The sequence below is a fragment of the Halorhodospira halophila SL1 genome, from assembly GCF_000015585.1.
GTDB classification, from domain to species: Bacteria; Pseudomonadota; Gammaproteobacteria; order Nitrococcales; family Halorhodospiraceae; genus Halorhodospira; species Halorhodospira halophila.
Genome location: NC_008789.1, coordinates 866371 through 892400, shown reverse-complemented (window position 1 = coordinate 892400; position 26030 = coordinate 866371). Strand labels below are relative to the sequence as shown.

The window sequence follows — 26030 nt, the reverse complement described above, 5'->3', positions numbered from 1 at the left end:
TGGGGCTTCAGCCGACGTTGACGGCGCGGACCGGAAAACGGGTGGGCTGTTCCACCGCCGCCTGCACCTCGCCGTCGGCGGGGAAGGCCACCAGGTGCTCGGTGTCCATGGTCAGGCCCACGTCGTCGCCCACGTCGTAGTCGCTGTGGCTCGGCGCCAGGGCAAGGAGCTCGACGCCGTCCGGGGTGCGTAGGGTGTAGAGGGTCTCGGCGCCCTTGAACGCCTTCTTGACGACCCGGCCGTAGAGCCCCGAGGGGGCCTCGCCCATGCGCACGTCGTCCGGGCGCAGGAGCACGTCCACCCGGGTCCCGGCCGGCCACGGAAAGCCGTGGCTGCCGCGCAGGGTACCCAGACTGGTCTGGATGCGCTCGCCGTCGATCAGGGTGCCGGAGATCATGCTGCCTTGGCCGATGAACTCCGCAGCGAAGCGGTCCGCCGGCTCATGGTAGAGGTTGAAGGGGGTGTCCCACTGCACGATGCGGCCGTCGCGCATCAGGCCGATCTCATCCGCCATGGCGAAGGCCTCGTGCTGGTCGTGGGTGACCAGGATGGCGGTGATCTGCTGATCGCGGAAGATGTCGTGGAACTCGCGGCTGAGCCGCTCGCGCAGCTCCACATCCAGGTTGGAGAAGGGCTCATCGAGCAGCACCAGCTGCGGCTGCGGGGCCACCGCCCGGGCCAGGGAGACCCGCTGCTGCTGCCCGCCGGAGAGCTCGTGGGGAAACCGCTCCCCGTAGCCCTGCAGGTCCACCAGCTCCAGCAGCTCGTCGGCGCGCCGACGCCGATCGCGGCGGCTGAGCTTACGCAGGCCGAAGGTGATGTTGTCGTAGATGTTCAGGTGCGGGAAGAGGGCGTAGTCCTGGAAGACCATCCCCATGCGCCGTTTCTCGGGTGGCATCACGTAGCCCGGCACCGAGAGGGGCTCGCCGCGCACGCGGATCTCGCCGTTGCACAGCGGCTCGAAGCCGGCGATGGCCCGCAGCGTGGTGGTCTTGCCGCAGCCACTGGGGCCGAGCAGGCAGGCGATCTGCCCGGGCATGACGCGCAGGCTAAGCTGATAGACCGCGGTGGTGCCGCCGTAGCAGCAGTGGACGTTACTGAGCTCGAGCAGGGGTGATGCCGTGTAGTCCACCATGAGCGCTCCCGCGCGATGTGGCAATGTTGAAGCCAGCATGCACGATTTGCGAATAATTCTCAATGCGCAGTCGGCCCGAACGCGCGTGGGCCCTCGTCGCAGCCTGCCCCGGGCCGCCGCGCAGTCACCCCCGCAGGCGGGAGCGCGCCCAGCGCAGCTGGCGGCGCATCAGCCGCGCAAAGCGCCACGCCCGCGCCTGGGCCAGCAGATGGGCCGCGGCCACCGGCACGAAGAGGGCGGCCAGAACCCACTCGGGCACCCCCAACCAGGTGCCCACCACCCCGATACTCCCCAGCGCCAACGAGGCCAGGACCAGCACCGTGACGGTCTGGCCCGGCGTGAAGCCGGCGCGGTAGAAGATGTGGTGCAGGTGCTCACGGTCCGGGTGGAACGGGTGGCGGCCGCGGAGGATGCGCCGCCCCATCAGGGTCAGGGTGTCGAGCACCGGCAGGGCGAGGATCCAGGCGATGGCCACCGGCGGCAGCAGGGCGTGGTCGCCCTGGGCGGCCTCTACGGCGAACCAGGCCAGGGCAAAGCCGAGCATCATGCTCCCTGAATCCCCCAGGAAGCAGGCCGCCTTGCGCCGCCAGGGGTTGCGCATGTTGAAGATCAGGAAGGCGCAGACGGAGGCGAGGAACAGCCCGGCCAGCACCAGCCAGCTGGCGCCGCCGTTGACCGCACCGGCCAGCACCAGCCAGCCCAGGGCGGCGGCCACGGTGCCGGCGGCCAGGCCGTCGACGCCGTCGAACATGTTCACGGCGTTGATCAGGCCGACCACACAGAAGACCGTAAAGGGCACGGCCAGGGCGCCCAACTCCAATGCCACGTGGGGACCGAGCAGCTGCCCGAGGTCCTCCACCACCAGGCCGGACCACACGGTCATGAGCAGTGCGGCGACCACCTGGGCGCCGAACTTGATCCAGGCGTCGATATCGATCAGATCATCGACCACCCCCACGATGAGCAGCACCGCCATGCCGGCGAACAGGCCCTGGTAATCGCGCAGCCCGAAGTCCGCCGGCAGGCTCGCGGCGACGAACCCGAGCAGGATGCAGACCCCGCCAATCAATGGCACCACGCGCCCGTGGCGCTTGCGCCCACAGGGCCGGTCCACCAGCCCGGCCTTCAGGGCCGGCCGGCGCAGGACCAGCAACAACACGGCGGTCAGCGCAAAGGCGAAGAGGATCTGTAGGACGACTTGCGTCACGACGCGGCGCTCCGTTGCCAGCGCGGGGGATTAGGACAGAAGGTCGGAACTTTAACACAGGGCTCAGGCGTCAGTGCCCTCGAACTGCATCTGGTAAAGCCCCGCGTAACGCCCGTTCTGGGCCAGCAGCTCCTTGTGGGTGCCGCGTTCCACCACCTGTCCGTCTTCCAGGAAGAGGATCTGATCGGCGTTCTCCACCGTCGAGAGCCGGTGGGCGATGACGAAGGCCGTGCGCCCCTGCATCAGTCGTTCGAAAGCGGCGTGGATGTAACGCTCCGACTCGGTATCCAGCGAGGCGGTGGCCTCGTCGAGCAGGAGGATCGGGGCGTCCTTGAGCACCGCGCGGGCGATGGCGATGCGCTGGCGCTGGCCGCCGGAAAGCAGCGTGCCGTCCTCGCCCACCTCGGTGTCGAAGCCGTTGGGCAGGGCCTCGATGAAATCCCGGGCGTAGGCGATCTCCGCGGCGCGCTCGATCTCCGCCCGGGAGACCTCGCCCTGGGCCCCGTAGGCGATGTTCTCCGCCACCGTGGTGTTGAAGAGCATGATGTCCTGGCTGACCGGCGCAAACTGGCGCCGCAAGTCCGCCAGCGGGTATTCCTCCACCGGGACACCGTCGAGGAGGATTGTCCCCTCGGTGGCGTCGTAGAAGCGCGGCAGGAGGCTGATCAAGGTGCTCTTCCCGCTCCCGGACGGCCCGGTCAGGGCGATCATGGCCCCCGGCTCGGCCGTCAAGTCGATGCCGCGGAGCACCGGGTGCTCACCGTCGTAGGAGAAGTGGACGTTGCGCAGCTCGACCCGCCCGGCGGCGCGCTGGAGGGCGCGCGTCCCCGTGTCGATCTCTTCCGGGGCGTCGACGGTGGTGAAGATGCTGCTCGCGGCGGTCAGGCCTTTCTGCATCTGGGCGTTGAGCTTGACCAGGTTCTTCGTCGGCTTGCTGAGCAGGGTCAGCGCACCGACAAAAGAGGCGAGCGTCCCGACGGTCAGCGTCTCAACGACGGCATCGACGGTGGCGATGCTGATGGTCACGGCCAGGGCGATACCGACGACCAGGCGGATCAAGGGGACGCTGGCGTACTTGGTCAGCGAGAACTTCATGAACTGCCGACGGTTGCGTTCGGCGACCTTCTCGAATCGCTGCTGGGCCTGCTCGGCCTGGCCGAAGAGCTTGATCTCCTGATGCGCGTGGACGGTGTCCTCGGCCACGTTGCCGACCCCGCCGACAGCCTGGTGCACGCGGCTGCTGATCTTGCGAAAGCGCTTGTTGATGTAGGCCATGATCCCGGCGATGACGGGCAGGACCGCGCCTACGATCAGCACCAGCCAAGGGGAGAGGTAGATCATGTAGCCGAAGATCAGGATCACCGTGACTGCATCCTTGAAGATCGTCAGTACGGCGTTGGTCGTCGTCTTCGCGGTTTGCTCCGCCTCGTAGGTCAGCCGCGAGATCATCTGCCCGGAGGAGATGTGGTCGTAGACGTGCCGGGGCATGTTCAGCAGCCGGTCGTGGACGTCGAGCCGGAGCCGCTTGACCACCTGGCGACTGATCCAGGTCACCCAGTAGTGGGACAGGAAGTAGGCGACCCCCTGCACGGCCAGCAGCCCCAAGAGCAGCCAGGCAAAACTGCGTATGGTCGCGACATCCCGCTCCACCAGGCCGTCGTCCAGCAGGGGCTTGATGGTGGCGATCACACCCAGCTGGGTGCCGGCGAAGACCAGCATCGCGGCAATGGCCAACAGCCCCGCGGGCCAGTGGGGCAGCGCGTAGTGGACAAAGAGCCGCCGAAACGCCCACCAAGAGGGCGTTGGCTCGGCCTTTTTCTTCTTCGCCCCCTTCCCGGCAGGGCTTGTGCGGGAGGGGTCGGCTTCAGCGGCGGTGCTCACGGGGCGCCTCGCAGTGTCACTGGCGGAATGGGGGGCAGCAGCGCCCCATGGTAAGACAGTTCGCCGCGTTGGCGACAAACTCGCCTCTTCGTCAGCGCCTAGAAACGGGCGTGGAGGCCCACGCCCCAGTCGTCGTCCTCGAACCGGTGCGGGGTCAGGTGGACGTGGTCGCTCTCGAAAGGATCCAGGGCCACGGTGAGTCGCCCGATGCCGTAGCCGACCAATGAACCCGTAACGATATCCGAGGTCCAGTGCCCGTCATCGTGCACGCGGGAGAGCGAGACTGCGGTGGCCAGCCCGTAGGCGCCCCACTGGACCGGCGCGTGCGGATAGCGGGAGGCCAGTACGGTCATCACCGCCCAGGTCCCCGAGGCGTGCCCCGAGAAATACGACTGCCCGCCGCGGTTGCCGAAGTTGAAGGCGTCGTCGGGGCTGTTGCGTGGCCGTTCGCGCCCGACATTCCGCGTGGTATCGGTGATGACCTGCGTGATCAGCAGGGACTGGAAAGAGAGGTGCAGGGTCTCGCGGAAGTAGCGATCCCGGGCCAGGAAGCTGTAGGCGTAGCCGCCGACGAAACCGGCCAGGGCGACTTTCGGGCGCCCGACCTCGTAGAGGATATCGGTGAGTTCGTCGCTATCGCGCCCGCGCAGGTCGTCCTGCATGGTGTCGCGGATCTGCTGATCGAGGGCGAAGGCGGCGGCGATGGAGCCCACCGCGATGGCGTTGCGCCGCAGCCCCTCCGGATCCGTGCGCACCAGCTCGCCGGCGGCGCGGGCCGGGATGCGCAGGAAGTTGCCCCAGTACGTGTACTCGCCGGGGGCGGATTCCGCCTGGCCCGGGGTGTCGCCGGATGCCGCGTGTGTAGGGGCGGGAGCGCCGCTCAACCCGACGAGCACAGCGATGCCGAGCGATCCTGCGAGAAGGCGTCGGTAGGTGTGCTGCATCCTGGATATCCCGGGGTGGCGTCAGTGGACAAAACGTGCGGGATTGTAGCGATTTCCCGCAGGTGGCGCGAGAGAAGCGGAACCCATAGAATCGCACGCATGAACCAGTCGACAGTCAGTGCAGTCGCGCCCCCCGAGGTTCTTCCCCCCGTCCCGCTTGCGCTGCAGGAGCAGATCGAAGGGTTGGCCGGGCAGGCCCGGAAGCCGGTGCTTGAGCTGGAGCAGGATGGCCGGAAGCTGGTCGTCAAGTTCCCGGACGACAAGGGGCGGAGCTGGATCAAGTCCCAGGCCATGCGCATGAGCGCCTCGACGATGGCCGGTGAACGGCTGCCGCTGGAGCCGTTTCAAATGGCCGCGCCTGGACCGCGGGTCCTGTTCGAGGCCGGCCGGCTCGACGCGCTGCGCCGTGCCGGGGCGCCCGTGCCGCGGCTGGTGGGGGTGAAGGCCAACCGGTATCTGGTGATGGAGGCCGCGGGCACACCGCTCGAGCGGCAGCTGCGGCGGGCGACCGAGCCGCGGGCCGCCTGCGGCGATCAGGTGGTGGCGGCCGCCGAGCTGCTTGGTTCGCTCCACGCCCAGGGGCACTGGCACGGCGCCCCCCGCATCCGAAACGTGCTGGTCGATGAGGCCGGGGCCATCCACCTGATCGACTTCGAAGAAGACCTCCGGGCCGTGCCTGCGGAGGTATGTGCCGCCAACGACATCGTCAAGTTTCTCTCCTCACTGGTGATCCTGCGGGGCAAGAAGCACCCGCCCCAGGTGTCGCTGGCCGAAGAGGCATTGGTGGCCTATCTGCAGACCGCCGGTGGCGCGCAAGCGCGCGGATGCCTGGAGCGCTACCAGTCGCGATCCCGGCGCATACAGGGAGTGATGGCTGGGGTGGCCCGCTGGGTGGGCGGGGACGCCCGGCGCATCGCGGCCCTCGGGCAGGCCCTCCGGGGTGGGCTGGAGCGGACCGCCGACTAGCGGGCGGGGTCGCGGAGCAGGGCCTCCACCACGTCGATTGCCCCGAAAGTCCGCTGCACGTCCTTGCCCAGGCGCCGCCGCACCGGGCCCAGCCAGCGCTTGATGCGGGCTGCCCGCCGCTGGTAGGCGGCCAGCGGGCCCAACGGGCCGTCGCCCATCAGGGCAAGATAGGCGCGGGCGGCCCGCTCGGTCAGTTCCGGGCGGTGGGGGCCGTCGTCCCGCGGCACCACCAGCGAGGAGAGGAACTGCAGCAGATCGTAGGCGTGGCGCGCCTCCGGCTCGAGGATGGAGAGATCCTCCTCGAAGTCGATGAAGGCCACGCTCCCGTCGTCCCGGACCATGATGTTGCGTAACTGCGGTGCTCCGTGCCAGCCGCCGGTGCAGTGGAGCTGGGCCAGGGCCCGTGCCGCAGCCAGCACCCGGGCATCGACCTCGGCAGGCGGCAGGTTGAGGTCCCGTGTCCAATTCTCCAGGCGCTGTCCGGCGTGCTCCATGATCAGATAGCCGTCGCCGAGGCCCACCAACCGCGGCACGGGAGCCCCGGCTTCAGCCAGCGCGTGCAGGCGCTGTGCCTCGAAGGCGGTACGCTCCGCCGGGGGCTTGAGACGAAACGGCGCAACGGGCAACGGGTGGCGCACCATCGGGGCGGCGGTGGTGCGCATCAACCAGGCGTGCAGCCAGCCGCGCCCCTTCTGATCGGGGAATTTGACGACGACCTGACGCCCCTGATGGCTTAGCAGGAAGACGTTCTTGCGCGCCTGGTCGCGGGCCACCAGGACCTCGCGGTGGAGGGCCTCCGGCACGGAGGGCGTCGGGGTGGCAGCAGCCGGGTCGCGGGGGGTGTCCATCACAGCGGGTTCTATTCCTGAGCAGGGTGTCGGCGTAGGATACGCGCCAGCCCCAGACAATTGCATCGATCATGAAACGCATACGTAAACTTTGGCACGCCACCGTGGACCTGCTTGAGGGGGCATTCCTCAACGGCTGGCAGGCGTTTTTCCAGACGGTGGGCTACTACCGGCTGATCCCGATCGAGCCGGGCGTCCTCTACCGCACCACCGAGATGCCGCCCCAGCGCCTGGTGGCGCTGTGCCGGGCGCAGGGCGTGCGTACCGTGATCGACCTGCGCCGCAAGGCCCATCGGGCCGAGGCCGAGGCGGCAGCGCTCGAGCCGGCCGGGATCCGCCACGTGCATCTCCCCTCGGCGCAGGTGCCCGATGCATCCACGGTGGCGGCGTTCCTCGAGCTGATGGACGACCCCGCCAACGGGCCCGTGGTGATCCACTGCGTCCACGGTGTCGGCCGCACGGGCGCATTGATGGCGGTCTACCTCATGGAGTACCGCGGCCTGGACAACGAATCGGCCCGGCGGGCGGCCAAGCGCATCGGTGGTTTCCAGAGTTTCGGGCGCGGACGGCCGAAAGGCGAGTTCGTGCTGCACTACGCACCCCGCCCGAGGAGCGCGTAACCCGGCGCCTGGGGGGGGGCGCTAGCGGGTCTCGAGGACGCGTTCCCGCCATCGCCGGGCGGTCGCCGCCAGTCGATCACCCGCGCGGGCGCCGCGGCCACGGGCGGTCCGCTCCTCGACCCGCCGGGCCACGGCCAGGGCGTGACTGCGCGTCGGCCGGCCGGTGACGGCCCCGTAGGCCTGCCAGAAGGCGAGAAAGGCCTCCGGGTCGGGTGGCGGCTGGTCCTGCTTGGCGCACTCGGCGCTCCAGCGTGAGAAGAGCTGCCCCAGGCGCTGGCGTGCGAGCCACTCGGGGATCCATCCGACCTGATAGAGCGAGTCGAGATCCAGCAGCCCCAGCGCCTCCGGGATCGGGTCGGGAATGAAGACATTGGCCGGGCTCGGGTCCACGTATTGCATCCCGTGGGTGTGCAGCCGTCCCCAGGTGGTGCCCAGGGCAGCGAGCAGGGACGGCTCCAGGGGGCGGCCATCGCGCAGCCACTGCCGGGCGGTGGTGTGCGCCACCTCCGCGGTGACCAGCACCGACTCGCGTCCGTGCTCGGCGATGAGCAGCGGGTGGGGCGTCTCGATCCCGAGGCCGTCGAGTCGCTGCCAAAGGGCGAGGTTGCGCACCGGGTTGCGCACAAGCCGCTTGAGCCGCTCCTTGGGTTGGGTGGCGCAGTAGTGCTTGAGGTAAACCACCCGCCCGTCTTCGCGCGGATACCGGTAGACGCGGGACTTGCGTCGGGCGACGAGCTCGGCGCCGTCGGGGGCGGTGCCGGCCATCAGCAGCCGCTCCGCTGCGGTGCGAAGCTCCTCCGCGGGGGTCTCCTCCAGGGTGTGGCAACGCATGCTGGCTCCGCTTCGTCCGCGCCGACGGCCCAGTCTAGCGGTTGTTCCCGGCCGGATCACGCGGCTCGGGCGGCCTTCGCTCAACATGCAGGAGAGTGGTACGGTACCGTCGCTTGATCACGAAGCGGCCCATCGAAGCCCCGTCATGTCCGATATCACGGCCCTGAACCTCCCGGCCCGCCTGCGCCGTTCCCGGCGGGCCCTGGCCAGCAGCGCACTGCGCCCGATCTGCCGGGCCTCCACCCGCCTCGCTGCTCGACGCCTGGGGCTGCGCAAGCCGGACGCCAGTCTCCTTCCCGCCAAGAAGCGCAGTATTCGGGTGCCGCTGGCGAGCATCGCACACTACTACGCGGATGTGCCGAGCTACATCCTCGGTGGCTACCAGCTCATTGCCGGACCCTGGGACCGTCTGGTCTATCCGCTGGCGACGGACCCCACCTGGCGCGAGGCTTGCCGGCACAGCCGGACCATCTACCAGATCTTCGAGCAGGGGCTGCCCATCGAGCAGACCGACGAGTACCGCAAGCTCTATCGAAAGATGGTTCAGGGGAAGTCGGTTCGCAAAGGGATCAAGCGGGAGCAGGAGCTCCAGGCTTACTTCCAGCGGATGTTCGATGCCTACGAGAACATGCGCGCCAATGGCTTCCTCGGCCAGCAGGAGCTCGGCGGAGAGCCGAAGGACGACGTCCGCGTGGCCATCGATCGCCACGGACGGCTGGTGCGTCTGGGCAACGGCCGCCACCGTTTCGCCATGGCGCAGATCCTGGCGGTGCCCACGGTGGTCGTGCACGTCCGCCATGTGCACAGCCGCTGGGTGGAGGGGTGCATGCGCGCGTACCAGGAGCCGGATCCGGGCGAGGCGGTGCGACGGGGGCTGGCGGCCTACACCCTGGGCGTGGCGGGCGATGCCGCCTAACTCGAAAAGCCGAGCGTGATAAAGTACGGGCCTTCGTTCCACGTTGCTAGGTTCGACGTCCGTGCAGTACCTCCAAGCCCGTATTCAGTCCGAAACCCACCAGGACCCGGCTATTGCCCATGCGCAGGGCGAAGACGGTGCCCTGTGGCTGACCGACAGCCGCGTGCTGACCCCGGCAGAGCTGGCGGAGTGGCTGCCGCGCTGGGAGGCCGAGTTGCCCGTACGCGGCGAGTTGTTGGCTTCTCGGCGGCGCCACGATGTCTATCGTCTGGATACGGAGGAGTTTGGTCCGCTGGTGCTCAAGTACACCAACCCCGGCAAGACCAAGCGACGTTCGGCGGTGGCGGCCTGGCTAACCGGGCGACGCCTTGACCGGGCGCTGCCGGGTGTCGTTGCTCAGCCGCTCGGCGCAGTGGATCGCTACCAAGGGGATGCTGTCGTCGCCGCCTGCCTCATCTGCCGCTACGTCGACGCCCAGCCGCTGCCGGAACCGGACGAGGGTGCGGAGCTGGGCGAGCTGGCGGATCGGGTGGGGCGCTTCCAGGCCCGGCTCCACGCCAGCGGCGTCTATCTACAGGATTGCCGAATGGGGAATATGCTGGCCGTTGCCAGCGTTGCGGAAGGGGGGGAGGAGGGCGCCGAGACAGAGGGGCTGACCATCGTCGACCTGGAGGCGCTGGCCGAGGGGCGGCCGAGCTGCTTCAACGCCGCCCGTCTGCTCCTCAAGCTGCGACTTTCGCACGAGGACTTCGCCCGCGTCTGGGCAGCCTACGTGGAGAAGCGGGGTGCGGACCTGGGTCATGCGGAGCGGTTCGTGCTGTGGTGGATTTATTTGCCGTTGCGTCGGGTGCGCCATAAGGGGCTGCGGTTTTATCGTGGCTGCCTGCGGCCAATGTTCGGGCTCTCGAGGCATGGCACGGGATCTAGAACCAGCGCCTAGCGCGCTATGCACGATCCATCGTCCAAATCAAAATCGTATTCGCATAATACCCGGTGTTCTCGTGCTCGTACCGTCTCTAGCCTGTTTGGCGATACCAGGCTGTTAAGAGCAAATCGTCTTTTGAATCGTTTCCCGGTGAAAGGCTAGGGTCTTCTCGTCCCAGTCAATCCGAGCAACTGGAACGCCGAGTTGTTCAACCGCTTTTGTAAAAGCATTTGTCGCAATAATTCGTTCCTCGCTCATCTTGACGATTTCGTGATAACTTTTTTCTGCGTGGCAGCGCGCCACTTTGCCGCCTCTCCTAGAGCGAAATAGTGCCCGTTCGGCTGTTTTTTCAGGCGGAACAATTAGTTCAATAATTGCGCGTCGCTGCAGCAGCTTGTGCACCCAGGTGCGATTTTCCTGGATCGCTCCGTATAGATCATGCATAAACCAGTAGAAGAAGCCTTCGTCTACGATGGTACAGCTGTCTTTCTTCTCAAGCGCCTCGTCTAAACAAATTTTCTTGATCGCCTCCTTAATGTAAAGCGGGTGAAAATTCTGGTTCGCTATACGCTGTGCGTGTCTGTTTAAAAGCCGCGCCCGCTCCTCGCTAATTTCCTTGATCGGGGCGCCTCGAACAGGCTCCTTTTTAAATTTCCAATGTCGTTCTCTGAGTGTTTGGGCCATAAACGTAGATTTTCCGCAGCCGGTTGGTCCTAGAATGTCAACAATCCGCCTCCCAGGCAGATGCCGGCTCCGGAATACTCGAGGGACGCGGTCTGTCTCTATTCCAAGAGTCTTTATGTACACTTATGCCTTTAATCCTTTGGTGGGCTGTTCTGGTGTATAAAATGAGCCCCTTTATTGTTTTCTTTATTTTTTTCGTAGCTCCGGCAGCCAGCGCGCAGTGTGAGCGAACGCCAACAATGTCGCAATAAATACTAATGTAAAACGTCCTTGTGCGGCGCTGATCCAAGTGGTGAATAGCTGTGTTGTCAACCAAGCTGCCGTAGCGCTGAAGGCAAACAGGGCGACATGAGGATCAAGTCGATGAATCATTCGGGCCCTAATGCTGCTTCCTAGGATATAGACGAAGCCGCCGAAATAAAGGGCGGCGCCGATCAGACCAAAAGCAACCGTTACATCAAGATACCAGTTGTGAAAATCAGTACGTCCGTACTCGCGTACCCATTTATGACTAGTGCCTCCTCCCCATCCGACCAATGGTCGTTCCGCGATCGCATCAGCAGCCAAGCTTACCAGGTTGAGGCGCTGGACTACGCTCCCGGCTCGAATGGCGTCATGCTCCTGTGCCGCTTCGAAAGGCTCGTGGAGATAGTCCGGATTTTGTGCTAACGCTTTTCCTGCCTCCATCGTATTGTGCAGTCGCTCACTACTAGTGCCGATGGTGATCCAGAGCGCGATTCCGATAGCAATGATGGTTGCGCCCCCTGTGGCCGTTAATGCCCAGCGGGTCCCCCGGTTAATGATGCCGAGGTGGCGGAGCCCCTTACTGACCATTGCCGCAGCAAGCAACCCATAAGCCACAAATGCTGCGATTTGGGCACCACGCGTCTCGATGGTCAAGGTAAGCGACAAGAATCCAACGGCCATTGTCAGGGAAGCGATGAAAAGGCCAGCACGCCACCACACATGGGTGCATCGTACGACAAAGCCAGTGCCGATTGTAATAAGAGCCAGGCTGAGAACTAGATAAATAAATGGGGTGCGGTTGGTGCTCCCTTCGTACAGCTCTCGACGCGCGTTGCTCCAGTCCCAGTTGCGGAACATTTCAATAAACGCGTCCCAATGAGTCGACGTAATAAGCCAAGCTATTGCACCGAGTAACGTCGCCGACAGAAACCACACTAGACGTTGTTCGTCCCCACGGAGCCATATCGCCGCGAAAGCGACCAGGAGCGGAGAGGTGCGGATCATTTGTGAGGTCTTGGGTGGCGAGTCCACCATATCGATGCCCAACTCCACCACAGCCACCCAGTGGCGTATCGTAGCGAAGAGCACGAAGGCGACGCCGACCCAAAACAGAGCGCTGCGCTTCATGCTTGGCCACAGGTCCACGGCGGCTATCAAGAAAGCAACCACCACCAATGCCAGGCCAAGACGGTATAAATCGCCGATCCACAGCCCTGTGAAGGCTATGAGGAGCAAGGCAAGGAAGCCAATGCGATCAGCGATCGCGAGTCGGACATTTGCCCAAGGCTCAAAGGGGGGAAGGATAGATCGCCAGTACGCTTTGTGTGTGTTAAACAAACCGATGCCCTTTTGCGACTATGTTCTTAACTGGTAGTAAGGCCCGGTGAAGCCAGTAGACGGCGTCGAACCGGTTTAATTCCGCTACTAAAATGTAGTCATAGAGCCCGGCAGCTGCGGCATCACGTGCGCGTTTTAGGCCCTTTTTGTTGCCAAGTCGACGCAGAAGTCGCTTCTGCTGGCGATCGTGAAGTGCTTGCGCATACGAAGCAGCAGTGGTCGCCACTGGGTGAGGTTGGCGCAGGTTATCCGGGTTCGCGGTCACCTGGTTAACCGCGTCACGGTGATAGCGCATTTTGACAGAAGGGGACCACGCGCCGCCGGTTCCGACGAGCATGCAGCGGAGCCAGGTGTCAACGTCGCCACCCTGGCGAGCCGTTTTTTCTGGGAAGCCTCCAGCGGCTAAAAGCGTGCTCCGGCGAGCTGCGGTCGCAGAGGTTTGAAAGCAGCCACCACGGTTCAAGTAGCTATCGATGAAATTATTTAAGCTTATCCAGCGTTGGTCACCGCTGCGGTTCAGCCGCGTAAAGCGGTGGTCGTGTTGCGTTTCTGGATCGATGATCCTATAACCGGTCCCGATTATGTCAGCTTCTGGGAATCGTCGCCTTAAGGCGTCCAGTTCGGTTAAATAGCCTTTCTCCCAGGTGTCGTCCGCGTCCAAAAACGCGATCCATTCTGATCTTGCATTCGCGATCGCCAGGTTACGAGCGGCGTATCCACCCGGGCCAGGTTGGTCACGGCTAAAAATCCGGATTGGTAAGTTATGCTGATAATCCTCGAGTACAGTGAGACTTGAGTCGGTAGAAGCGTCGTTGACCGCGATGACTTCCAAGTCCTGGCGCTGTTGCTGGAGGATCGAGTCGAGGCAACGCGCCAAATGAGGAGCCTTGTTATAGACCGGAACGACGACGGTGTAACTAATATCCCGGTGGTGTCTAATCATCTACGGCCTCAGAGGGACACGTTGCAAAACGTAATAAGCGTGGGGGTTTCGCCTAGCAAGCCGATCAACAACGTGGCGCCATTCTCGCCAAGCCTCGACAGCCGTAACCCCTCGTCCCCGCGCATAGGCGTGAACAAAACGCTTGATGAGCTCGCGTTCCGGGGTGTCCCCAAGCAACTGGGGTGATCGAAGCAAATGCCAGTGTGCCATTTTGAGTAATCGACGCGCGCGCACAGTGTCTGGTAACCATGGAAGTTTGTAAATGTTATCGATATCGAGAGCGGTGAGGGCGCCACCGGTGTCGTAGAGAAAGTTGCCCCGTATGGGGTCCATATGAAGGTAGTTGTGGCGTAAAAGAAGGCCCCACAGGAACCCCATCTCTTCTGCAAGGTGCATATGGTAAGTATCAGGGAGGCCCTTGCGCCCCCACTCTCTAAGTGTTGCTCCTGGCGCGCACTCCATGATGTAAGCGCCATATCTACGGGAATCTAGATGGACCTGTATTGCGGCGACGGGTCGCGGTACACGAATGCCTTTCGCGCGCAGGGCCAGAGCCGTTTGTAATAGTGATTTGGGGGGGCGCAGGAGTGCTTTCAGCCGATCCTTGATGGTGTGCGCGTAATAGAATTTGATAATAAGGGGCGGTTTCTCGGCACACGACCAGCGATAGACCAGGGCTTTGCTGGACTTAATAAGTTCAAGAGTAGAGTGGTCGCGGATGGGGTGGACGTTTGCCTCGAGCGCCGAGGCGATGTCCCGGACCGTTCGCTCGTAACCGGGGAGGATAATGGTCGACGGGGTATGCTTAGGCAACGGTGAACCTGAGGGCACATAGGTGGTAAGGGTATCAGGACCGGACAGCCAGGGAAACGCCATGCCGTGCACCTGCAGCTCTAGAGCAAGTCGCGGCGAGCCATACTCGGTTCGCGGGACGCGAACGGTGCCTTGGTCCGGTTGTCACGCCCGCCCCAGCCGACCCAGGCGTAATAGCCTGTTCGCGAGACCCTAAGCACAACGGCTGGGTTGACACGCTACCGCCAGGGCGCTCAGGCCGCATCGCGGCCCGCCTGGCGATGCTGGTCTGATTGTGACCGCCTATCAAATCACGGGACCGGGGTGGGGGCAAGCCGTACGCCGTCCTGGCCGCCCCGGATTTGTGCCGAAGTGTCTTCAAAAGGGGAGTGGGTTTCGTTGACGTACCATTCGCAGGGGGGCGTATGCTCTGGGCATATGCCGATGACCCGGAGGTGTCGTGGAAGAAAAGCGCACGGTCCGGATCTTCCGTAACGGGCGGAATCAGGCCGTCAGGATCCCTCGCGGCTTCGAGCTGGATAGTGATGAGGCTGTGCTTCGCCGCGAAGGAGATTGCCTGATCCTGGAGCCTGTCCGCCGAAAAGGTTTGATCGCCACCCTGGACGGCCTCGAGGACCTCGATGAGTCTTTCCCGGATGTGGATGCCGAGCTGCCTCCCAACGACCCGGTCGAGCTCTAAGGATGGTGCCGAGCTACCTGCTCGATACCAACATGGTCTCGGCGCTGATTACGCGACCGCGCGGTGCCGTGGCCAACCGGGTTCGGGGCGTTGGTGAGGTGCAGTCTGTACCAGCCTCATTGTGGCCGGAGAGCTGCGCTACGGTGCCGCTAAGGAAGGCGCGGCGAGGCTAAGCCAGCAGATGGGAGCGGTTCTGCGCGCCCTTACGATCCTTTCCCTGGAAAGGCCGATCGAAGCCGAGTATGCAGCGATACGGTGCGACGTGGAGCGTGCCGGCACGCCTACTGGCGCCAATGATCTATGGATCGCAGCGCATGCTCGCGCGCAGGATTTAGTGGTGGTTACCGCCAATAAACCGGAGTTCGACCGGGTTCCTGGGCTGGTCGTTGAGGACTGGTCGATCCCGTAAGGTGGCTCGTTGGCGCCTCCCTGTTCGCGTCCGGCCGGGTTGCCCCCGTGCCCAAGGGGATCTGACCATGCCTTGGAGGACTACCTGCGCGGCTTGGGCGAGAGCGAGTCCGTCGCCACCACATCGCGCAGCGCTTTGCCCCGCTTTAGGGGTATCGGCGGCCCGATTGGCTGGAATAGTCCCGCCCATTCGTCACCACCGCCTCGCCTCGGGAAAACCTTTAAAAACAGTCACCTAAACACACAGCCAAGCGCTCTGCGGCAAGCAGGTGTGACAAGAGGCAAGGCTCCTAATGCCACCGTCTGGGAGCCGCTACTGAGAATGTTCAGCGTCTTCCTCTGCACTGCCGGAACAGCAGACGACGCTCAAGCACCCCAAGACCCGGCGCGAGATCCCCTTATCCCCCACGCCCGCCGAGGAACTCCGGCAGCATGTCGTGGCCAAGGAGCCCGAAGACCATGTCTTTACCCGCGCCGATGGGCGGCCGATCAAGGTGCTTACTGGCCAACGCCTGGGGGGTATCGGCAAAGTTGCCAGATTCGGTTATGTACGACAAAATGTACATGTGGAGTCTATTGTACAGGAGCCGCCCATGGACGCGATCAGCTACACAGCAGCACGCCGCCAGCTCGCGAGTACCATGGACAAAGTCTGCGAGGACCACGCACCGATTATCATCACCCGGAACAAGGCGCAGTCCGTGGTCATGATCTCCCTTGAGGACTACGAGGCGCTGCAAGAGACTGCTTACCTGCTCCGCTCCCCGAAGAATGCTCGGCGTCTGCTGGAGTCCGTCGCCGATTTGGAACGGGGTGGTGGCCAGGAGAGGGACCTTATGGAATGAGGCTGATCTTCTCCGAGAACGCCTGGGAAGACTACCTCTATTGGCAAAAGAACGATAAGGCGACCCTGCGGCGGATCAACAAGCTGATCCGGGAGACCCAGCGCGCGCCCTTTGAGGGCCTCGGCAAGCCCGAGCCACTCAAGCACGGCCTTGCCGGCTACTGGTCTCGCCGGATCGATGAGGAGTACCGGATGGTGTACAAAGTCGGGGACGACGGGCTCTTGATCGCGCAGCTCCGCTATCACTATTGATGTCCAAGCCCGCTCCGGCTCGTTGCGGCCTGCGGTGCCCATCCGGCGCCGACAGGGGCCGGCCCTCTTGGCGTCGAGCCGCCATTATGCGCCCGTAGTGGCGAGCAGACGGTTCATCGAACCCGAGAACGCGCTGCGCAAAGGCCGTGTGGATAAAGGTCTCAAAGCGTGCGCGAAGGTCTTCGCGACGCTGTCCCTCGGGCATGGCGTGAAGGCCGTACTCGATCTCGGCGATGGTGATCGTGCTTACGTATAATGATTTGCCATCGGTGCTATTCAGCCACTCGATCACTGCCGATTCTGGATGCGGGCGCATCACCTCGGAGACGACATTGGTGTCGAGCACGATCGTCATTCTGGCGTAATCGGATCGTGTGGGTCATGGCGCGGGAGTTCAAGCTCAACGCCGTGCGTGGGGCCGAACGTGGTCCGGGCGAGATCGCCCAAGCGCTCCGGACCCGAGACGGCCGACTGCAGGATGCGCCGCACCTCCTCCTCCATGGATACGCCGTGCCGATCGGCCCGGGCGCGCAGTCGCCGGAGTGTCTCCTCATCCAGGCGGCGGACGCTGATGCTGCTCATGGGCTGGTTCCCCGTGGCCTCCTGACTGCTAGCACATGATAGCAGATCGGACGGGCATCAACTCATAACGTTCGGCCGCCTCAAGTTCGCTCGATAAGGGCCGGCCGATGTCCCATTACGCCTTCAGGTGCTCGCCGAACGCCCAGCTCCCGAAGAGTGCGCCGCACGCCCTCCTTGACGGAGACCTGCGGCCGGTAGCCGGTATCGCGCGCCAGGTCGGAGATATCCGAGTGGGTCTCGGGCACGCCGCCGGGCTGCCGATCCCGGTCATGATGGCCTCCTCGTCGGGATAGCGCTGTCTGAACAGCTTGTGCTCATTGTCGTCGAGTTCCCGGTAATGGTGACCCAGGCGTTCCTTGAGCTGCTCCTGGCGGATGGGCAGCACGCGGGCATTTTCGTCGACGCGTGCTGCCTCCTGCCCGGCGAAGAAGCCGATGGCCTCGCGGGGGTAGTCGACGATGAGGTTCTTGAAGTCCTGGTCGTGGTCGGGTGTCGGCTGACTCATCGAGCGTCTGATTGTGCTGTGGGTATCGAGCGGGCGATGCGACTAAACCAGCCGGATCGGTCCCGGATACTGTGCGACTTGATGGTCACGGGTCAGCAACGTGTAGCCCTCGACCTGGGCCTGGGCAACGAGCATCCGATCAAACGGGTCTTTGTGCACGTCCGGGAGGTTGCCCACGGCGAGCGTGTGAGGGCCGCGGATGGCCAGCTCCTCATAGCCATGTTCCATGAGCTCGCGCCTGAGCACCGACGGTTCCACTCGGAAGTCGTCACGGCCCAGTCCGCGCTTGATGGTGATCTCCCATAGGCTTGCAGCGCTGTAGGCGAGCTGATGCTCCGGATCCAGGAGGAGTTCCCTGGCTTCCTGGGAGAGCCGGGGGGAATCTGCGGCGGCCCAAAGCAGGATGTGGGTATCAAGGAGCAGGTGCATCGGAATCCGTTCCATGGAGGGCGGGGTCGTCTCCGTGGAAGGCGTCGATGATGGCTTGATCGCCCATCCGATCGAAGTCGTCCGGCACCTCGATCTGCCCCTTCAGGAAGCCGATGCGCTGACGGGTTCCAGGCTGTGGTGCCTCCACACGGGACAGGCGAGCGACCGGTTGGCCGGCTCGGGCGATGATGACCGACTCGCCCTGACTAACCCGGTCCAGGATACGGGACAAGTGTGTCTTGGCCTCGTGGATGTTGATGGTCTCAATCATGTGGGCAAGCGCATGGTGACGCGGCGGGCTTAGTCTAGAAGACTAGACTAAGCAGCACTCGCCTCAGGGCGCAACCTCGAAGGTCGCGGTGTCCATTCGGTTGTTGCGGGCGGAGACGGTCGATGAGGCCTTCACCGACGACTCGCTCCCTGGTTGAAAGGGCGTATGGCGCAGCCCTTTCCCCTCTGACGTGGGCTAAAACGCCCGCCCATCATCATCCCCACCGTCAGTAGGGCGGTCCACGTGCGCGCCGCGAGTTGTTCGGCTTGGTGTAGAGATCGACCCCGATCTCCTTGGCCGCGTAGGCGTAGGGATCGTAGGCGGTAGCCGTCCTGCGGGCAGATACTAAGGCGCCCCGGCAGCTTAACGTCGGCTCCGACAACACCGCCGCCTCAAAACCGCGCTGCCACCAACCCCATGTACTCATAAAGCGCCCGCTCGGTCATGCGCAGCGCCTTCGCCGAGGGCACCCAATAGCTCGACTCGTCGCGGGCTTCGACGCCGGTCTTGTGGCGGGTTGGTGCCGGGATGGGTTCCAGCCCGGCGGCCTCAAAGTGCCGCAAAGTGCCGCACGGCGCGTGGCATGTCCCTATGTGTCAGCCTCGTGCCCGACAGTGCCAAGCGTTTTTCTTGTATAACGTAGAGGCGCTGAGCGGAGGATGACCCGATGACCGATCAGAGCGAGGAAGTCCAGCCGGAGCCGACCCTCGAGCGGCGAACCCGGCGGCGGTTCAGCAGCGCCGAGAAGCAGCGGCTTCTCGAGGAGCATGACGCCCTCCCGAAGGGGGAGAAGACCGCCTGGCTCCGGCAGCAGGGGCTCTATGCGAGCCAGCTGGCCAACTGGCGCAAGACCCTGACGGAGCAAGGGACACAGGGCCTGGAGCCCAGCTCCGGTGGCCGCAAGGCCAAGGATGATCGTGACCGGCGCATCGAGCAACTCGAGAAGGAGAAGGCGCGGCTCGAAAAGCGTGCCAAGGTCGCTGAAGACCTTGTCGAGCTGCAAAAAAAACTAGCTACCCTGTCCGAGGACCTCAACGGGAGCTCGCAATGAGCTGCCTGGTGGAGCGCCCCACGCATGTCCCCCGCAGCCGGGCCTGTGACGCCCTCGGGCTCTCCCGCACGGGGACCTATCCCCGTCGACGGCGGTCACGGGCCCAGGCGGCCACAGAGGGACGCAAGCAACCGCGCCAGCTCTCGGAGGCGGAGGCCGAGCACGTCCTCGAGACGGTGAACAGCACCGCGTACGCGGACGAAACGGTACGGGTCATCCATGCCCGGGAGCTGAATCAGGGGCGACCGATGCCCTCGGTATCCACGATCTACCGGATCTTGCGGCGGCGGGAGCAGACCCAGGAGCGGCGCAACCAGCGACCGCCACAGCGGCATGTGAAGCCGCAGATCGTGGTCCGTGGCCCCAACGAGGGCTGGTCCTGGGATATCAGTAAGTTGCCCACGGTCCGGAAGGGGGTCTACCTCAACCTCTACGAGGTCCTGGACCTGTTCTCCCGCTACCCGGTGGCGTGGATGATCTCGCGCAAGGAGAACGCCGCCCTAGCGCAGCACCTCTTCCGCGAGGCCCTGGAGCGCTATGCCATCCGGCCCGGCGAGCTCACCGTCCACCAGGACCGCGGAGCCCCGATGATCCCGACTTCCACAGCAGAGCCCCGGCACACCCCCAGTCAGTGGAAGATAACGTGCTGATCCTCCTGTCTTCCCGCGGCGCGTAGCGCGGACCCCTTGTTGTGACACGCCACGATCGCTATGCCCCTTGAAAATAGAACAAGGGGGTTATACGGTCGTGGCATGTATGTACGCGTCGTCCGATCCGGTCCCCGCCGCTACGTCCGCCTCGTCGAGGGCTACCGCGACGACAACGGACGGGTGAAGCAACGCACCGTCGCGAACCTCGGGCGGGCCGACCAACTCAGCGATGACGAGGTGGACGGCCTCATCGAGGGCCTGCAACGCGCTGTTGGGCGGTCTGAGCCCCGGAGAGCGGAACCGGAGTTTCAGCGTGCTCGCGCCTTCGGAGACCTTTGGACGCTCCATCAGCTCTGGCAGGAACTCGGCCTGGATGACGCCCTTCGCAAGGCGCTGCGCTCGTCGCGGCGCGAGTTCGACGCGGAGGCGCTGATCCGCGCCATGGTCTTCAACCGGCTGGCTGCACCGCGGAGCAAGCGCGGCGTGCTCGACTGGCTTCAGGAGGATGTCAGCCTCCCGGGTGTGGATTCTGAGCAACTGCACCACGAGCAGCTGCTGCGCGCCATGGACGCGCTGATGAACCACCCCGAGCGGGTCGAGCAGGCCATTGCCGGGCAGCTCAAGCCCCTGCTCGATCAGGAGCTCAGCGTCGTGTTCTGGGACATCACCACGGTGCGCATCCACGGTGTGGAGGAGGTCGCGGACGATCTGCGCCAGCGCGGCAAGAGCAAGGACACAGGCGGCGTTGCCCGCCAATTCGCCCTCGGGGTCGTGCAGACCTCCGATGGCCTGCCGATCGCCCACGAGGTCTTCGAGGGCAATGTCGCGGAGACGCGCACCCTGGCACCCATGCTCCAGCGCCTGCTCAGCCGCTACCCGATCAGGCGTGTGGCCGTGGTCGCGGATCGGGGGCTGCTCAGCCTCGACAATGTCGACACGCTGGAGGCGCTCAGCGCGCAGCACGACCTGGCTATCGATTACATCCTGGCGGTGCCCGGACGCCGGTATGCGGAGTTCACCGGCTTGATGAGCGAGCTGCAGCCGCAGCTCGAGAAGCAGGCGGCAGAGCATGAGGGCGAAGCCGTCACCGAGACCACTTGGCAGGGGCGCCGGCTGATTGTGGCGCACAACCCGCAACGGGCTGCCGAACAGCAGGCCTCGCGCCGGCACAAGATCCACCGGCTAGAGCAGATCGGCGAGGCCCTGGCCCAGCGACTCGACAACCAGGATGCGGGAAAGCCCGGCCGCGGGCGGCGCTCGACTGATCGCAGCGCCCATCGGCGCTTCCATCAGCACGTCCTGCGCAGCAGCCTCTCGAGCATCGTCAAGGCCGACCTCGGCGCCGAGCAATTCCGCTATGACATCGACGAAGAGGCGTGGGCGGCCGCCGAGCGGCTCGACGGCAAGCTGCTGCTGGTCACGAGCCTCCACGAGTACTCGCCGAGCGAGATCGCCGACCGCTATCGGGCCCTTGCGGACATTGAGCGCGGCTTCCGCGTGCTCAAGAGCGACATCCAAATCGCGCCGGTCTACCACCGGCTGCCGGAGCGCGTCCGTGCCCACGCGCTCATCTGCTTCCTGGCCCTGGTTCTGCATCGCATCCTGCGCCGGCGTCTCAAGGCGGCTGGTAGCGGTTACTCACCGGAGAACGCGTTACGGGCGCTGCGCCGTATACAGCGCCACAAAGTTCACCTCGCCGGGCAGGACTACGAGCGGGTGACCAAGCCGACACCGGAGCAACTCCAGCTCTTCGACGAGCTAGGTGTAGAGGTGCCTCAGCACCCGGCTTGAAGGCCTGTTGTGACATTTTCGGGGGTCGCGCCGTCGGCGACTCAACAACTTAGGCGCATAGCTGTGGAACTCGGGGATGATCGCCCAGAGCTATCGGGAGTTCCTCGACAGCCACGGCGTCCGGCGCAGCTATTCCCGGCCGAGGGTGAGCAACGACAACCCCTTCAGTGAGGCGCATTTCAAGACGATCAAGTACAGCCCGGGGTATCCCGGCCGGTTCCAGGGCATCGACCACGCTCGCGAGTGGATGAGCGCGTTCATGGAAAGCTACAAGCACCGCCCGCATGAGGGTCTCGCCTACTACACCCCGGCCGAGGTCTTCGAGGGCCGCGTCGAGGCCGTCCGCGCACAGCGCCAGGCCGCCCTCGACGCCTACTTCGCCGAGCACCCTCACCGGTATCCCAAGGGACGTCCGATCGCGCGCACGCCTCCACAGGAGGTCGCCATTAACCCCGAGGACGGCGTGGCCCAGAGCGCCGAAGCCTTCCTGACGGCCAGCGCAGAGGAGCTATCGACCCCGAGGACGAAGAGCGACATTCATCAAGAAAACGTGCACTCACTGTCGGATCGGGGTTGAAACATTCCGACGCCCTGGGAAGGGTTGGCGAGTGCAGTGCTGTGGTTGTGGGCGTGGCTGCAACACACTCCCCAACCGTAGCCGACTCACTCATCGGAACCGGTCTGTTACGAGGTGTTCCGCAATGGTCACGGTGGCTACGGTAATCTATCAGAAGCGCGAGTTGTGAGCTCGACGTGTGTTTACTCCTTTTCTGTGTGATCTGGTGTTCAACGTGCGAGCCGTGGATCAATCCTCTGTGAAAAACGATATGCTGCTTCCGCCAAAGGCAGGGGAAGAAGGCTTCGAGCAAAGGGATACCAAACCGCCAAATGCTGCCATAAGGGTAAACCCAGCATGCGGCAGCCACGCCAACCAATTTGCCCCTGGACAAAACACTCACGGGGAGGCTGGCGCCGAATATTGTCTTGGGAAAATCGGTAGTAGACGACGGGGTCGGGAAGGTTTTCAAATCTTAGCCCGTTGTGCAAAGCACGGAACCAGAGCTCGTAGTCTTGGCCTCTGGGTAAGCTTGGGTTGTAGTTGCCTACCTCTAAAATTCTTCTCCGGCGAAAAGTAACGCTAGGGTGAATGACTGGGCAGGCCCAGATTGTTTTAGAAATCTTGTCATGCTTTGTTGGCATGACCCTGGTTTTTCCAATATTTCCATCGTAATCAATTTCTACAGCGCCTCCTCCGAGAATGTCAATGCCTGGGTTTTTAATCAGGTGTTGGTTTTGGCGTTCCAGTCGGTCCGTGAAGGCAATATCGTCAGCGTCAATTCTTGCAACCCATTCACAGCGCGCATGCTTGAGGCCTTCGGCTAAAGCAGCGCCCAGCCCCTCGTTTTTTTCTTTCAGGACTCGGCGAAGTGGAAGTTGTTTCTGTTTTTCTTCGATGACCTCTCTCTGCGCTTGTGTCAGGGCGCCTGATTCAACTAATATGACCTCGTCAGGCGGCAAGGTCTGGTGCTCAAGGCTTTCGAGGCTCTTATGTAAAAGTTCTGGGGAGTCGCCGGAATAAGTGGCGAGTAATATAGAAACGTCTGTTTGCATAGGGCGTAGAAGTCCATGGCGCGCAGATTGAAATCGCCAATCAATTTGCTAAATGGGGGCGCATCATTTTAGCAATGTTTTCGTGCTCGCGCAGGCATGCGATAAAATCTCAACCGGGTAGCGACGTACACATCAGGTACGGGATGTCAAGCGTATTCCTCTGTCAGGTTTTCGGGGCAAGTGCTTCTCACATCGACGCAGTAAAGGCGCCGGAGGCCTTCGTGGACCGAGTCGAAGAAAATCGCTTGACCATCGGGCGCAAAGCGAGGGTGCAGATCGCACCGCTGAGGTCCAGCGTACCGGAAGCCGTGGAAAAAGCTGCCAACGTGCTCGACGCGACCGGTTTCGAGGTCCAAGAGGCGTAGGTGCTGTAGACGGCCCTTATCCGGGTAGGTGTCGGTGACAACCCAACGACCGTGCACGGAGGGGTGGCCATCGCCGTGCTCGTCTAGTTTACGCTCCGCAAGAGGTTGCAGGTGGCCGGATCGGTCCAACCAGTAGTAACCGTCTTTCCCGTCCTGGCCCCGCAAGTACCCGATGAGCCAGTCCGTGTCGTACCAGGCAAGGTGGCTTACCATGCCAGTATCTAAGAGCTGGTCTAGCGAGCCGGTTGTAAGATCCAAAAGCCACAGGCTGTCGTGCCGCCGCCCCTGTTCGAAGACGCGATAGAGAAACACGCAGTGCTTGCCCGTAGGGTCCAGCATTGGATGGTTGACCTTACGCTGATCGCCCTTACGGCCGGACTTATCCGAAAGCGTAGCTAATGAGACAGCAAGGCTTGGGGCGCTGCCGTCGACGGGGACAACCCACAGGCCGTCCTCGTGATCCGAGGGCATTGGTGGCGCCGCACCAACCGCGCGAGCGAAGTAGCCGTAATCGGGCCGCAGCTGCGCGAGCCGCTCGAAGTTGATGGAAACCGCAAGCCCCGATTGGGCGGAAGCGTCGTAGACGGCGTGGGAGAGGTCACGGAGCCAGCTTCCCTCACTGTCACGCAGCCGCGCGACATAGCGTTGCTCGTTGCTGTCAAAGTCGTTGTAGAGAAAGGTGTGCGTATCGAGCCACTGCAGCCGCGCCCCTTGCTGCCAGTTGAACGCGCGGGTTGGCCAGCGGCCTAAGGGGGTTCCGTTCGGGTCCGCCAGCACGATGTCGATAGAGGAGGCACACTCGGGGGGACGGGCGGTATCAGCGTTGGTCTCGTGCCAAAGCAGGCGATGGTCATCCGGTGACGCCGGACTATGATCGTAATAGCCGAAGAAGGAAGCGGTATCAGGACTTCCCAGAGAGCGGATGGGGTAGTGGCACGAGCGCCGGAAGTTAGGTCGGTTCAGCAGGTACGACCACCGCTGCCAAGCAGCCTTCGCGACAGACTTCGTCCTCGGAGCACCAGTGAGGAGACGGGCGACACGACGCTCTAACGTGTTGAACTTCGTCATGAGCAGCGCCCTTGCTGAATCAGGTCCTCGTAGAGAGCCATGTATTGCTTTGCCATCGCCCTCGCGGAAAAGTGTCGCTCTGCAGCCTGCCGAGCCGCGTACCGTCGTGCGGGAAGGTTACAATCCGAGGCGGCGGCATGCAGGGCTTCTGCCCAAGCCTTCGTGCTGTGCTCCGGGACCAAGCGCACCGCTTCTCCGGCATGCTCCGCGAGCTCTCGATGGGCCGGTATGTCGCTCAATAGTGCTGGAAGGCCGCAAGAGAGCGCCTCCAGGGCGGCATTGGGCAGACCCTCGCTGCGGGATGTGCTCACGAACCAGGACGCTTGATGGTAGTAGGGCAGGGGATCGTCGACGGCGCCATTCAAGCTCACTCCTGGGTGATTGGCCTCGGACGCGAGTTGGTTGCTGAGCGGCCCATCCCCAAGCATGGAGAGGCCGGGGGTCGATGGCCCGGGAACATCTCGTGGGAACGCGTGCCCGAAGGCGTCTATCATTAGATTCGGCTCTTTGCGCGGGATGAGTGATCCCACCCAAAGAAAGTCCGTGCGCTCGGTCGGCAAGTCGTCGCTAGGTCGAAAGTAGTCAGTATCTACTCCGTTCCGAATGGCTTCAGCTGATATGCCGTATTGTCGGGAGTATGTACGGGCAAGCTCCGAGGAGCACGCGACAGGCTGCTGTACCCGGCGCAGAGCACGCAAGTGCCAGAAGGCAAGCACTCGGCCAAGGAGAGTCCCGAAGCGGGACGGGTAATCGTGAAACGGGTCATTACGCAAGGTGGCTAGGTGCCGCCACTGCCCTGTGAGACGAGAGACCCAGCTATCCGGGCGTGCGCCGCTCGTATGGACGATCTTGGGATCAATCCTTTTAAGAATCCGATCAAGATCCCGCGCGCCGCGTCCGACGGCTGATAGCCGACCGAGATCGAGCGAGTGAACCTCTACATCAGAGGGAAGCTCGGAGCGCACGGAGCGATTGCCGCGCTCAGGTGATAAAACAACGAGACGAGGCATGAAGCGGTCACGGTCGAGGTTCTTTAGCAAGTGAAGTAACTGGGTAGTCGGGCCGGATGGTGGAAGGCTAGATACTACGTATGCGATCGTTTTCATGTCTTGGTTGAGTCAGCCTGGAAAATTTAGCATCTACCACATGAAAGCGCAGTGCTAGTCTTGGATCGTTAGGTTATGTTGTATCCAGAACCGAGGGTAACTCGTCTGAGGCACCGGATTA

Annotated in this window: 31 protein-coding genes and 1 pseudogene; 12 read left to right on the top strand and 20 right to left on the bottom strand. The window is 63.6% G+C overall.

The features are described 5' to 3' along the window. Nucleotides 1-7: 7 nt before the first annotated feature. The 4 genes from HHAL_RS04105 to HHAL_RS04090 all read right to left on the bottom strand — a co-directional run bounded on the left by HHAL_RS04105 (nt 8) and on the right by HHAL_RS04090 (nt 5167). Nucleotides 8-1135, bottom strand: coding sequence for an ABC transporter ATP-binding protein (locus HHAL_RS04105; protein WP_011813608.1), 1128 nt, complete (start codon nt 1133-1135; stop codon nt 8-10). Between the two features lie 124 nt (nt 1136-1259). Next, on the bottom strand, nt 1260-2342 hold the full coding sequence (locus HHAL_RS04100; protein ID WP_011813607.1) for an MraY family glycosyltransferase: 1083 nt from the start codon (nt 2340-2342) through the stop codon (nt 1260-1262). 63 nt (nt 2343-2405) lie between these two features. Beyond that, the gene (msbA, locus tag HHAL_RS04095; RefSeq protein ID WP_011813606.1) at nt 2406-4223 is read right to left on the bottom strand and encodes a lipid A export permease/ATP-binding protein MsbA; all 1818 of its coding nucleotides are present in this window, start codon (nt 4221-4223) and stop codon (nt 2406-2408) included. Nucleotides 4224-4321: 98 nt separating this feature from the next. Continuing rightward, nucleotides 4322-5167, bottom strand: coding sequence for a phosphatase PAP2 family protein (locus HHAL_RS04090; RefSeq protein ID WP_011813605.1), 846 nt, complete (start codon nt 5165-5167; stop codon nt 4322-4324). A gap of 99 nt (nt 5168-5266) precedes the next feature. On the opposite strand from HHAL_RS04090, the gene HHAL_RS12540 reads away from it, so the two are divergent. Continuing rightward, complete coding sequence (locus tag HHAL_RS12540) at nt 5267-6133, top strand: BUD32 family EKC/KEOPS complex subunit (protein WP_011813604.1); 867 nt, start codon at nt 5267-5269, stop codon at nt 6131-6133. On the opposite strand, the gene HHAL_RS12535 is transcribed toward HHAL_RS12540, so the two are convergent. After that, on the bottom strand, nt 6130-6984 hold the full coding sequence (locus HHAL_RS12535) for a BUD32 family EKC/KEOPS complex subunit (protein ID WP_187147887.1): 855 nt from the start codon (nt 6982-6984) through the stop codon (nt 6130-6132). The two genes, HHAL_RS12540 and HHAL_RS12535, sit on opposite strands and share 4 nt — an antisense overlap. 68 nt (nt 6985-7052) lie before the next feature. On the opposite strand from HHAL_RS12535, the gene HHAL_RS12530 reads away from it, so the two are divergent. Further along, nucleotides 7053-7601, top strand: coding sequence for a dual specificity protein phosphatase family protein (locus tag HHAL_RS12530; RefSeq protein ID WP_011813602.1), 549 nt, complete (start codon nt 7053-7055; stop codon nt 7599-7601). Nucleotides 7602-7622: 21 nt separating this feature from the next. On the opposite strand, the gene HHAL_RS13280 is transcribed toward HHAL_RS12530, so the two are convergent. Further along, the gene (locus tag HHAL_RS13280; protein WP_011813601.1) at nt 7623-8432 is read right to left on the bottom strand and encodes a serine/threonine protein kinase; all 810 of its coding nucleotides are present in this window, start codon (nt 8430-8432) and stop codon (nt 7623-7625) included. Nucleotides 8433-8577: 145 nt separating this feature from the next. Between HHAL_RS13280 and HHAL_RS04060 the strand changes: the two genes are divergently transcribed. Next, nucleotides 8578-9348 carry a hypothetical protein gene (locus HHAL_RS04060; RefSeq protein ID WP_041595054.1) on the top strand — a complete coding sequence of 257 codons (771 nt, stop codon included), beginning with the start codon at nt 8578-8580 and terminating at the stop codon, nt 9346-9348. A 61-nt stretch (nt 9349-9409) separates the two neighbouring features. After that, nucleotides 9410-10288 carry a phosphotransferase gene (locus HHAL_RS12525; RefSeq protein ID WP_011813599.1) on the top strand — a complete coding sequence of 293 codons (879 nt, stop codon included), beginning with the start codon at nt 9410-9412 and terminating at the stop codon, nt 10286-10288. Nucleotides 10289-10390: 102 nt separating this feature from the next. On the opposite strand, the gene HHAL_RS13275 is transcribed toward HHAL_RS12525, so the two are convergent. From HHAL_RS13275 to HHAL_RS13265, 4 genes are all read right to left on the bottom strand, one after another. After that, nucleotides 10391-10957: a hypothetical protein gene (locus HHAL_RS13275; protein WP_144446092.1), complete on the bottom strand. Its 567-nt coding sequence runs from the start codon at nt 10955-10957 to the stop codon at nt 10391-10393. Nucleotides 10958-11143: 186 nt separating this feature from the next. Beyond that, nucleotides 11144-12541, bottom strand: coding sequence for an O-antigen ligase family protein (locus HHAL_RS13270; protein ID WP_011813598.1), 1398 nt, complete (start codon nt 12539-12541; stop codon nt 11144-11146). Then, nucleotides 12534-13484, bottom strand: a complete 951-nt coding sequence (locus tag HHAL_RS12955; RefSeq protein ID WP_011813597.1) for a glycosyltransferase family 2 protein — start codon at nt 13482-13484, stop codon at nt 12534-12536. The genes HHAL_RS13270 and HHAL_RS12955 overlap by 8 nt, the downstream gene beginning before the upstream one ends. Next, on the bottom strand, nt 13485-14360 hold the full coding sequence (locus HHAL_RS13265) for an aminoglycoside phosphotransferase/choline kinase family protein (RefSeq protein ID WP_011813596.1): 876 nt from the start codon (nt 14358-14360) through the stop codon (nt 13485-13487). It abuts the gene before it with no gap. 376 nt (nt 14361-14736) lie between these two features. Between HHAL_RS13265 and HHAL_RS04040 the strand changes: the two genes are divergently transcribed. From HHAL_RS04040 to HHAL_RS04025, 4 genes are all read left to right on the top strand, one after another. After that, on the top strand, nt 14737-14976 hold the full coding sequence (locus tag HHAL_RS04040; RefSeq protein ID WP_011813595.1) for an antitoxin: 240 nt from the start codon (nt 14737-14739) through the stop codon (nt 14974-14976). Nucleotides 14977-15097: 121 nt separating this feature from the next. After that, nucleotides 15098-15385 (top strand): PIN domain-containing protein, encoded by a 288-nt coding sequence (locus HHAL_RS04035; RefSeq protein ID WP_011813594.1) that lies wholly within the window; start codon nt 15098-15100, stop codon nt 15383-15385. 592 nt (nt 15386-15977) lie between these two features. After that, nucleotides 15978-16229 (top strand): type II toxin-antitoxin system Phd/YefM family antitoxin, encoded by a 252-nt coding sequence (locus HHAL_RS04030; RefSeq protein WP_011813593.1) that lies wholly within the window; start codon nt 15978-15980, stop codon nt 16227-16229. Further along, nucleotides 16226-16480 carry a Txe/YoeB family addiction module toxin gene (locus HHAL_RS04025; RefSeq protein WP_011813592.1) on the top strand — a complete coding sequence of 85 codons (255 nt, stop codon included), beginning with the start codon at nt 16226-16228 and terminating at the stop codon, nt 16478-16480. The genes HHAL_RS04030 and HHAL_RS04025 overlap by 4 nt, the downstream gene beginning before the upstream one ends. On the opposite strand, the gene HHAL_RS13710 is transcribed toward HHAL_RS04025, so the two are convergent. The 7 genes and pseudogenes from HHAL_RS13710 to HHAL_RS13430 all read right to left on the bottom strand — a co-directional run bounded on the left by HHAL_RS13710 (nt 16368) and on the right by HHAL_RS13430 (nt 18830). Then, nucleotides 16368-16835 (bottom strand): type II toxin-antitoxin system VapC family toxin, encoded by a 468-nt coding sequence (locus HHAL_RS13710; RefSeq protein WP_011813591.1) that lies wholly within the window; start codon nt 16833-16835, stop codon nt 16368-16370. The genes HHAL_RS04025 and HHAL_RS13710 overlap by 113 nt on opposite strands. After that, a complete protein-coding gene (locus HHAL_RS04020; RefSeq protein ID WP_011813590.1) occupies nt 16832-17062 on the bottom strand; it encodes a FitA-like ribbon-helix-helix domain-containing protein in 231 nt (76 codons plus the stop codon). The genes HHAL_RS13710 and HHAL_RS04020 overlap by 4 nt, the downstream gene beginning before the upstream one ends. Nucleotides 17063-17384: 322 nt before the next feature. After that, a pseudogene (locus HHAL_RS12945) lies at nt 17385-17567 on the bottom strand (hypothetical protein); the annotation flags it as partial. 42 nt (nt 17568-17609) lie between these two features. Beyond that, nucleotides 17610-17996: a type II toxin-antitoxin system VapC family toxin gene (locus HHAL_RS04010; RefSeq protein ID WP_011813588.1), complete on the bottom strand. Its 387-nt coding sequence runs from the start codon at nt 17994-17996 to the stop codon at nt 17610-17612. Beyond that, entirely contained in the window at nt 17980-18267 is a 288-nt protein-coding gene (locus HHAL_RS04005; protein ID WP_011813587.1) for a type II toxin-antitoxin system Phd/YefM family antitoxin, read from the bottom strand. The genes HHAL_RS04010 and HHAL_RS04005 overlap by 17 nt, the downstream gene beginning before the upstream one ends. A 226-nt stretch (nt 18268-18493) precedes the next feature. Then, on the bottom strand, nt 18494-18694 hold the full coding sequence (locus HHAL_RS13255; RefSeq protein WP_144446091.1) for a hypothetical protein: 201 nt from the start codon (nt 18692-18694) through the stop codon (nt 18494-18496). After that, a complete protein-coding gene (locus HHAL_RS13430; RefSeq protein ID WP_011813586.1) occupies nt 18660-18830 on the bottom strand; it encodes a YdcF family protein in 171 nt (56 codons plus the stop codon). Before HHAL_RS13430 ends, HHAL_RS13255 begins: the two co-directional genes overlap by 35 nt. A 104-nt stretch (nt 18831-18934) precedes the next feature. Here HHAL_RS13430 and HHAL_RS04000 point away from each other — a divergent pair, with 104 nt between their 5' ends. From HHAL_RS04000 to HHAL_RS03985, 4 genes are all read left to right on the top strand, one after another. After that, nucleotides 18935-19318 carry a transposase gene (locus HHAL_RS04000; protein WP_011813585.1) on the top strand — a complete coding sequence of 128 codons (384 nt, stop codon included), beginning with the start codon at nt 18935-18937 and terminating at the stop codon, nt 19316-19318. Then, nucleotides 19315-19968 (top strand): DDE-type integrase/transposase/recombinase, encoded by a 654-nt coding sequence (locus HHAL_RS03995; protein ID WP_049751433.1) that lies wholly within the window; start codon nt 19315-19317, stop codon nt 19966-19968. The genes HHAL_RS04000 and HHAL_RS03995 overlap by 4 nt, the downstream gene beginning before the upstream one ends. Before the next feature lie 102 nt (nt 19969-20070). Beyond that, nucleotides 20071-21759: an IS1634 family transposase gene (locus HHAL_RS03990; protein ID WP_011813584.1), complete on the top strand. Its 1689-nt coding sequence runs from the start codon at nt 20071-20073 to the stop codon at nt 21757-21759. Nucleotides 21760-21835: 76 nt separating this feature from the next. Next, complete coding sequence (locus HHAL_RS03985) at nt 21836-22336, top strand: integrase core domain-containing protein (protein WP_049751432.1); 501 nt, start codon at nt 21836-21838, stop codon at nt 22334-22336. A gap of 209 nt (nt 22337-22545) precedes the next feature. On the opposite strand, the gene HHAL_RS12940 is transcribed toward HHAL_RS03985, so the two are convergent. From HHAL_RS12940 to HHAL_RS13705, 3 genes are all read right to left on the bottom strand, one after another. Further along, nucleotides 22546-23370 (bottom strand): glycosyltransferase, encoded by an 825-nt coding sequence (locus HHAL_RS12940; RefSeq protein WP_011813583.1) that lies wholly within the window; start codon nt 23368-23370, stop codon nt 22546-22548. Between the two features lie 146 nt (nt 23371-23516). Continuing rightward, on the bottom strand, nt 23517-24803 hold the full coding sequence (locus tag HHAL_RS03980; protein WP_011813582.1) for a TolB family protein: 1287 nt from the start codon (nt 24801-24803) through the stop codon (nt 23517-23519). Further along, nucleotides 24800-25909: a glycosyltransferase gene (locus HHAL_RS13705; protein WP_011813581.1), complete on the bottom strand. Its 1110-nt coding sequence runs from the start codon at nt 25907-25909 to the stop codon at nt 24800-24802. Before HHAL_RS13705 ends, HHAL_RS03980 begins: the two co-directional genes overlap by 4 nt. Nucleotides 25910-26030: the final 121 nt, after the last annotated feature.